The sequence below is a fragment of the Sphaerochaeta sp. UBA5836 genome, assembly GCF_002432845.1.
In the GTDB taxonomy this organism is placed as follows: Bacteria; Spirochaetota; Spirochaetia; order Sphaerochaetales; family Sphaerochaetaceae; genus Sphaerochaeta.
Genome location: NZ_DJGW01000038.1, coordinates 1 through 8448, shown reverse-complemented (window position 1 = coordinate 8448; position 8448 = coordinate 1). Strand labels below are relative to the sequence as shown.

The window sequence follows — 8448 nt, the reverse complement described above, 5'->3', positions numbered from 1 at the left end:
CGTTTCTCCCAGAGCTCCGAAAGCGAATACTTGTGCAGCGCAAAAGAGAACTCATCGTGGCTCTTGAAGTGTACCCCCCCGGTATCTCCATCATAGATGTCCAGGCGGCTGACCTGCGTCCTCACTCCGTGGTCCTGCGGAACAATATACGGCACATACAGTTCATCGATCGTGGCATGGTAGTCGCCGATTGCAGAGCCTTCGCAGCGGTCGGGATAGTTCTCCTCGGGCCCCCTGCCGAAATACCGTACAGCGGACCAGCTCGTATCGAGGTCGCACTTCAGCCCAACCCTCGGGTACTCCCCGATTGCATCGCTGAGGAAGATGGTGCAGCTGTAATAGAGCTCGTCGGAGGAGAACACCCAGTGCTGCTCGAACGTTCCCAGATCAAGCCCTGCTGGATTCTCGATTCGATGGCGGCTGCACAGCTGCCCATTCTCCATATGCACATCCAAAAGCACCAACGATGTCTTGTCCAGTTCGTTCACCAGCCACTGGCCGAAAGCCTTGTTGTCGTGGTAGAAGGCGTACTCGGGCAGGTCCTTGTTGCCCTGCAGTGTCTTGAGCCCGTCGTTCTCGGTAGGACAGCGGAAAAGGCTTATGCAAAGAGGTGATGATAAAAGCTCCCTCTGTCCGACAAACTTGAGGCTCGAAAGAAGTCCTTCGGCATTGATCGAAGCCTCATAAGCGCTTGTCTCCAAGCGATAGCTGCCGTTCTCCTGTTTCTGTAGATACGCCTCGGCGGCGGGGAAGGCACGCTTGATCGGAGGGGAGAGCTCAAACTGGTCCCATGCCACGAGGTGTCCGCACTCAGCCCAGCAGGTGTCCTGTTTCAGACAGCACTCGAACAGTACAAAGGCTTGACCGGCACCCAGCAAAGCTTTGGCTTCGGCGGTGGCAAGGATTTCCAGCTGGAATTGCCAGCTTCGGCCCGCCTCGAGTACGGGAAGCTCAATCTCTCCTTCCAGCCGTCCTGCTTCAGACTCGCTGAACAGCTTGTATCGAAGCTGCAGATTCTCTGTGGTCGTGAAATCCAATTCACTTTGCAGGGTGAACCTGCCGCTTGCAGGATGCTCGCTTGTGATGTGGATCGGCTGTTGCACCTTCAGGCACTCCGCCATGGCGGGTTTAGTCGTTCGGTCTGGAAGCACCAACCCGTTGAGACAGAAGTCATAATCGGTGGGTTGGTCGCCGAAATCGCCGCCGTACCGCCAGGCCCTGCCCCCTTCCTTGTCGGCTGCCAGATGCGCATTCGGGCCCACCGGCCTGCCCTGTTCATCGACCAGGATTCCTTGGTCGACCCAGTCCCAGATGAAACCACCCTGAATGCCGCGGGAGCTGCGGATGGTCTTCCAGTAATCGGAAAGACTGCCGTTCGAGTTGCCCATTGCATGGCTGTATTCACACATGATCAGGGGCCGGTCGTCGTCGCTGCTTTCGGTATTGTGATCCCAAGCTTCGATAAGGGAGATGGGCGGATACATCGGAGCGATGATATCGGTGGCGAAACGACCCCTCTTGAGGCTGTCCAAGGTGTGGGCTCCCTGGCCCCACTCGGGGCGGTTCGCCCCTTCGTAATGAATCGGACGGTTGGGGTCGTACCGCCTGAGCCATCCGGCACAGGCGTCATGGTTGTGACCGTAGCCTGCCTCATTGCCCAACGACCAGACAATGACCGAGGGGTGGTTGTAGTCGCGCCTGACCATCCGCTGCACTCGTTCAAGAAAGCAGGCTGCCCACATTTCATCACGGCAGATGCTGTCATAGTTCGCATGGGTCTCAATGTTGGCCTCATCCATGACATACAGGCCGTATCGGTCGCACAGTTCATACCAGAGGCTGTCATCGGGATAGTGACAGGTGCGTACAGCATTGAAGTTGTGCTGTTTCATCAGGCGGATGTCCTCCACCATGGAAGCGACCGACAACGTCTTGGCCATGTACTGATCGTGCTCGTGGCGGTTCACGCCCTTGATCAAGACCCGCTTGCCGTTGATCAGAAGCCGCCGCTTGGAAATCTCAAGACGCCTGAAACCAATCGGAAGAGAACGATGCTCATCACCAAGCGAGAGGCCCACATAATAGAGCGTGGGCTGCTCGCTGCTCCAAAGCAGAGGGTGCTCGACATCAAACGAGCTGACAAACCACGAATCCTGTGCTTCTACGCTCCATCTGTTGAGCAGCGTCCCTTGGGGGTCGTACAGGCTCACTTCCAGCGGTTCCTTCCGTGCTGTCGTGGATACTCGTACTTCAACCTTGGCCTTTGCAAGGCCTGCGTCCACTACGGCAGTCACCTTTACATCCTTCATCGTCACCTTGGGAACGCAGGAAAGGACAACGCTTCGATGCAAACCGCCGAACCACCACTGGTCCTGATCCTCGACATAGGAGGAGTCGCTGTAGCGTACTACGACCAGGGTGAGGGTGTTCTGACCCAAGCGTACGAAGTCGGTCAAATCGAAGCTTGAGGGAAGACGGGTATCCTTGCCCATACCGACAAAGGCGCCGTTGACATAGACTTCGAGATAGCTTTCCGCACTCCCTACTTCCAATATGGTGCTTTGCCGTTTCCACTGCTCATCGAGGGTGAAGGTGGTACGGTAGACCCCGGTCGGGTTTTCAGCCGGGACTAAGGGAGGCGTATTGGCAAAGGGCATGATCACATTGGTGTAATGGGGCTTGTCATACCCTTGTACACTCCACGATCCGGGAACAAGAATCTCTTCCCAAACCAGATCGGAGTGTTCGTCGAGCACCTGCTCCTCCACCGACAAGGGAGAATCGTAGTAGCGGAAGGACCACGTGCCATCGAGGCATCGATACAGGGGATTGCTTGCGGCATCCCAATGCTCCGGGCCCTTGACGGCATAATCCAAGGCCGCTTCCCGCTTCGGGAAGGCTTTTGGAAGAGAATGCATCTGCAGCCGATTCATACTGGTGATACTTGGTTGCTCCCAAGCGCGATGGGATAAAAACAGCATGGACATACGTACTCCTATTTGACTGATCCCAACACACCTTCGACAAACCGCTTCTGCTGGGTGAAGAAGAGTATCAGGGTGGGCAGGGTCGTGATGGTTACCGAGAGCATCAGGATCCCATAGTCGGTAGTATAGCCGGCGGTAAGGCCTGTGATAAGCAGGGGCATGGTCTGACTCTCCTGGCTTTGCATGATGATCAAGGGCCACAGATAGTTGTTCCAGGCGGACATGAAGGTGACGATGGCGGCGGCGGAGAACGTCGGGGCCATGATCGGGACAAAAATCCTGAAGAAAATTCCCAGCTCCCCCAGTCCGTCCACCCGGGCGGCCTGCACTGTTTCCATAGGGAACGATTCAGCGCTTTGCCGGAAGAAAAAGATGAGGAAGGCTGTTGAGATGGTGGGAAGGATGAATCCGGCCGTCGTATCAAGCAACCTTGCCTGGCTGAACATGCGAAACAGCGGGACCATCAGGGCGGCGAAGGGGACCATCATGGAAAGCAGCAGCAAGCCCATCAGGGTGTCCTTGCCTTTGTCACGGTAGATCTGAAACCCATAGCCGGCCAGCGAGCAGACAAACAGGCTTGCCACCGTGTTGGCAAGAGCATTGCGCATAGAGTTCCAAAATGCATTGCCCAATTTGACTGTGGATGCAAGCGTCTTGAAGTTCTCGATCAGGTGGGTGCCGAAAAAAAGCCGTCCTTTGACGATATCCACGCTCAGATTGGTCGAGCCGACAATCATGAAATAGAACGGGAACACCGAGAACAGGCAAACAACACAAAGAAACACATAGGTTGCGATTGTTGCGAGGTGTTTTTGTTTCATCGCTTGTCCCCCACTTTGATCTGGATGAAGGAGAGCACCGCCACCATCACCAAAATTGCATAGGATACGGCAGCGGCATAGCCGAACTGCGGATTGTACATGAACGAGAGGTTGTAGATGTACTGGCTGATGGACAGTGTTGCAATCCCCGGTCCTCCATTGGTGATGTTGCGCACCTCGTCAAAGAGCTGCAGCGTCCCGTTCGTGGACATGATGGTGGTCAACAGGATGACCGGCTTGAGCAGCGGGATGGTTATGGAGAAAAACTGGCGTGAGGCGGAAGCTCCATCGATGCGGGCAGCTTCATAGACACTGCGGTCGATGTTTTGGAGCCCTGCAAGGTAGAATACGGTGTTGTAGCCGGTCCAACGCCAGGTAATGGTCAGGATGATGACGAATTTCGCCCAGACTGGATGGGTCAACCAGCTCATGGGACTTTGGAGGACACCAAGGCCCATGAGGGTGGTGTTTGCGATCCCGTCGATGGAAAAGAATGATTTGAAGATCATGGCCGAGGAGACCAAGCTGGTTGCGCACGGCAGGAAAATGAGAGTCCTGAATATGCCTTTGCCCTTGAGCTTGGGATCGTTGAGAATCGAGGCGAGGATTAACGCCAATGTAAGCATGACGGGAACCTGGATCACCAGATAGGTGATGACATTTCCCACCGAGGTGAGAAACATCTCGTCCTGAAAGAGGCGGGCGTAATTCTTCAGCCCGGCGAATTTCAGATTGTTTCCCCTCCCCGTTTGCAATGAAAGGAGAAATGCACTGACCATCGGATAAAAATTCAGGACGAATATGAACAGTGCTGCGGGTATGACAAACAACCAGCCGTACAGGTTGATTTTTTTTGTCAGTGTTGTCTTTGCCATGATGCCTTTCCCTTCTTCGGTGCTCAATCACACAACCCCGATACCGCCAGTATACAGCGGCATCGGGGCGGATGTTAGTTGATTCCTACTCGCTCATCAAGAATTCTACGTTCTTCTGCGCCGTCGCGAGGGCTGCATCGATGTTTCCACCCTGCAAGACTTCGCTCAGGGCACGAGCAATGGCGTCACGTGCTTCATAGTTGAAGACACCGTACTTCACGTTGGGAACCTTGCTGGCATAGTTGACCAAGTCCTCGTAAATCTTCTGTCCACCGAAGAACTCGATGGGAGTGGAGTATACCGGGCTCTTTGCCGCAGGCAGCCAGGTTGCAATTGCGCCGCTTGCGGGCAGAATGGTCTCATACAAGGCTACGCTTCCGCCGAAGGTCTTTGCCAAAAAGTCGATGGCGACGTCGGCCTTCTTGGAATTGGCCATGACCATCCAGCTTGACCCACCCTGGCTGGAGTAGTTCACCGAACCGGCGATGTTTGCAAATCTGGGAGTATTGACAACAGCCCACTTGCCGCTCTGGCTCTTTTCAGCCTGGATCGATCCGCTGATCCAGCATCCATTGATTGTGGAAGCAACGGTTCCGTTGTTCAGGGTTGCAATATAGGCATTCCAGTCGGGAACGAGGATGCAAACGCCGCTTTCAACCATTTCCTTGGTGATGCGCAGGGCTTCTTTCAGAACCTTGTTGTCCTTGATGTAAGCCTTGCCCTGCTCATCGAACATCCAGGTGCCTGCACTCTGGAGCATCAACATCGGAAAGTCGGGCTCGTTGGCAACTGTTGAAATCATGGCGATACCGGTCTTCTGCTTGACGATTTTCCCAAGCTCGATGAAACGTTCCCACGTGATGTCGTTGAAGTCGCTGACCTTCAGGCCGGCCTTTTCAATGATATCTCTTCTGAGGAACGTACCGGTGGCCCCGTTGTCGAACGGTACGCCATAGTGCTTGCCGTCGACGGTCCCTACGTCCACCTTGAACTGGGCGAACTGGGTCAGATCGATTTTCCCATTGAGTGCAACAAATGCCTCAGGGTAGGTCATGACGTTCTTCTGGATGGCATTGTCCTGCATCAGGATGATGTCCGGAAGGTTCGAGGTGGCTTTTGCAGACAGGCTGGTGATGAGTTTCTGCTGCAGGTCGTTCCAGGGGGTTTCCACTACGTTGATCTTCACATTGGGATGGTCGACGGCATATATTTTTGCCGCCTCATTCATTGCAAAAACGTTGAATGTCGGATCCCAGCACCAGACAGTGAGGGTTACCGGGGCATTCGGGTCGGCTGCCACTGCAGCGGTCTCAGCCTTGCCGCCTGCGAAAGCAAGAGACGAGACAACCAAAAGAAGTGCCAATACAACACACATGGTCTTTTTCATACCATTTCCTCCTTGTGTTTCTAGAACAAGTTTGCTACTTTTTCTACAAGTGCATGATAGGCTGAGCATGCGGCGCAAGGAAGGGACAGAAATACTGAAAACGCTTATTTCCACTACTTCATCAAGTACAAATGTACCGTCTCCGTTTTTGGATATGGTATACTGACTGCCATGGGAATCAAAACGGTCCTGAAAAAGGAAAATATCTTTTCATATGTCTTTGATGCATATGCAGTACTATTGCTGCTCACTGCCCTGACCTTATTTATTTCCACATATGGACTGGACGGGGGGACGAGCGAGCGCCCCTTTGAGTTCTACCGAACCTTTTTCGTGTTTTTCCTCTTCTACGCCCTGTTCATCGTCCTGCTCTCCCATACCAGGCACCTGCTGGGAATCCTGCTGCTCTGTTTTCTGTCCGTCACCGTCCTGCTGGTTCTCGATTACTCGCTCAACGACTACCTGACCATCCGCCTGATGCTCTACCTGGCCTTCCAGAGTGTGATGATCTCCCTGATCGCCTGGCCGTTCGACCTGCCCTTCCCCGTTTTGTTTGCTTGTGCCGCTCTTGCACTGCAGCTGCTGCCCCCTTTTTTGGGGGAGAACGACCTCAATCCCCTGCTGCGGTCGGCCCGAATCGAGGAGTTGATCACCTTCACGGTCATCCTTCTTGTAAGCGCCTACCTGCAGATTGCAGTCAAGCACCTGCACGCACTGCATGAGAAAGCCAAGTCCCAGATTGAGATTCTCGATGCCACCATCACCAAGCTGACCATCTTCAGCCAAAGCTTGCAGAACTATGCTAGAACGGCGGAGATGGAAGCGGCAAAGAAGGAACGGTACAGGATTTCCCGGGAGATTCATGATATCAGCGGATACATGTTCACCAACATAATCGCCATGATGGATGCCATCATCGCCACCGGCTGCCGCAACATCGACAAAACCAGCGAGATGTGCAGCGCTGCTCGCTCACAGGCCCAGGAGGGTCTGGTGGAGACGCGAAGAGCGCTGCACCTGCTGCGCAAGTCGGATTCTGAACGGGAAGTCGGCATGCGTGCCATTTACAAGATCAAGAAGATTTTTGAAAGCACCACCGGAGTGCGGGTGGAGATCGAGAGCGGCAACCTCGATGCAACATTCGGTGATGAACTGGATTTGGTTCTCTACCGCATCGTGCAGGAGGGCCTGACCAACGCCCTTCGGCACGGTCATGCAACCTGTGTGCGAATCCTCTTCTGGATTGTGGAAGAGTCGGTACAGATGATCATTCTGGATAATGGAACCGGTGCAAAGAAGATCATCAAAGGAATAGGCTTGGCCGGTATGGAAGAACGAATCAGCAGACTCGGCGGTGTGGTGAGGGCGGAAAATGCTCCCGAAGGGGGCTTTCAGCTTACCGTAACCATTCCCCTGCAGAAGGAGCAGACCGATGATACGAATCCTCTTGGTTGATGACCAACCGCTCTTCGTGGAGAGTCTCAGGATGAGCCTTGAGAACTATACCGATGACCTTCAGGTCGTCGGCATAGCCAAGAACGGAACCTGCGCCATAGCAATGGCCTGCGACCTGGTCCCTGATGTCATTCTCATGGATGTCCATCTGCCTGATATCAGCGGGGTTGTCGCCACCAGACGTATTCTTGAGAAACAGCGCTCGATCAAGATCGTCATGCTCTCCACCTATGACGAGGATGAGTATGTTCGAGAGGCGCTGCGCATCGGTTCCTCCGGGTACTTGCTCAAGGACATCTCTCCTACCGAGCTTATCGCCGCCATCAGGGCTCTTCATTCTGGTTTGGTGCAGATTTCACCGAAGATTGCCACCAAGCTGATCAACGCCATGTATGACGGAACAAGTCCCAAGATTCCTGAAGTATCCAGCCGCTTTGAGTGGTTCGACACGCTTACCGACCGGGAGAAAGAGATTTTCGGCCTGATCGCCACCGGTTTTGACAATCAGCAGATTGCCGATCGGCTCCAATTGGCCGAGCAGACGGTAAGAAACAACATCAGTACCATCTATTCCAAGCTTGAGGTAAAGGATCGGTTTGAGATTATTCGCCTTGCAAACACAATCCAGTACCATTAGACACAATTTGCAGATTCAGGTGTTTGCTTAAGCAACAAGGTGGCTGCATATGTAACGAATTGTATTGGTACTCTTGCTCACAATAGGTTCTCTGTCATCAGGGGCGGTTGTGGATGTAGGATTGGGTTCGTTGTACCTGGATGCGGGAATCGGATATCCGCTGGGAATCACCTATAGTGCGGCAGCCGAAGAAAAGGATGTATTTGTCGATATCATCACCCTTAATGCCGATGGGAGCCAGCTTTCAGCACCAAATGAGAACTTTGACATCAAGGTATGAAGAGGG

Annotated in this window: 7 protein-coding genes; 3 read left to right on the top strand and 4 right to left on the bottom strand. The window is 53.7% G+C overall.

All coding sequences use genetic code 11. The features are described 5' to 3' along the window. From B3F49_RS02965 to B3F49_RS02950, 4 genes are all read right to left on the bottom strand, one after another. Positions 1-2987 (bottom strand): glycoside hydrolase family 2 TIM barrel-domain containing protein (locus B3F49_RS02965; protein WP_293908908.1); only part of this gene is annotated, 2987 nt, incomplete at its 3' end. Between the two features lie 8 nt (positions 2988-2995). Next, positions 2996-3808 carry a carbohydrate ABC transporter permease gene (locus tag B3F49_RS02960; RefSeq protein WP_293908907.1) on the bottom strand — a complete coding sequence of 271 codons (813 nt, stop codon included), beginning with the start codon at positions 3806-3808 and terminating at the stop codon, positions 2996-2998. Continuing rightward, positions 3805-4683, bottom strand: coding sequence for a carbohydrate ABC transporter permease (locus B3F49_RS02955; protein WP_293892752.1), 879 nt, complete (start codon positions 4681-4683; stop codon positions 3805-3807). Before B3F49_RS02955 ends, B3F49_RS02960 begins: the two co-directional genes overlap by 4 nt. An 85-nt stretch (positions 4684-4768) precedes the next feature. Beyond that, positions 4769-6070, bottom strand: a complete 1302-nt coding sequence (locus B3F49_RS02950; RefSeq protein WP_293908906.1) for an ABC transporter substrate-binding protein — start codon at positions 6068-6070, stop codon at positions 4769-4771. 171 nt (positions 6071-6241) lie between these two features. On the opposite strand from B3F49_RS02950, the gene B3F49_RS02945 reads away from it, so the two are divergent. From B3F49_RS02945 to B3F49_RS02935, 3 genes are all read left to right on the top strand, one after another. Beyond that, positions 6242-7525, top strand: a complete 1284-nt coding sequence (locus tag B3F49_RS02945; RefSeq protein ID WP_293908905.1) for a sensor histidine kinase — start codon at positions 6242-6244, stop codon at positions 7523-7525. Further along, entirely contained in the window at positions 7503-8162 is a 660-nt protein-coding gene (locus B3F49_RS02940; protein WP_293892760.1) for a response regulator, read from the top strand. The genes B3F49_RS02945 and B3F49_RS02940 overlap by 23 nt, the downstream gene beginning before the upstream one ends. A gap of 109 nt (positions 8163-8271) precedes the next feature. Continuing rightward, positions 8272-8442, top strand: a complete 171-nt coding sequence (locus tag B3F49_RS02935) for a hypothetical protein (RefSeq protein ID WP_293908904.1) — start codon at positions 8272-8274, stop codon at positions 8440-8442. Positions 8443-8448: the final 6 nt, after the last annotated feature.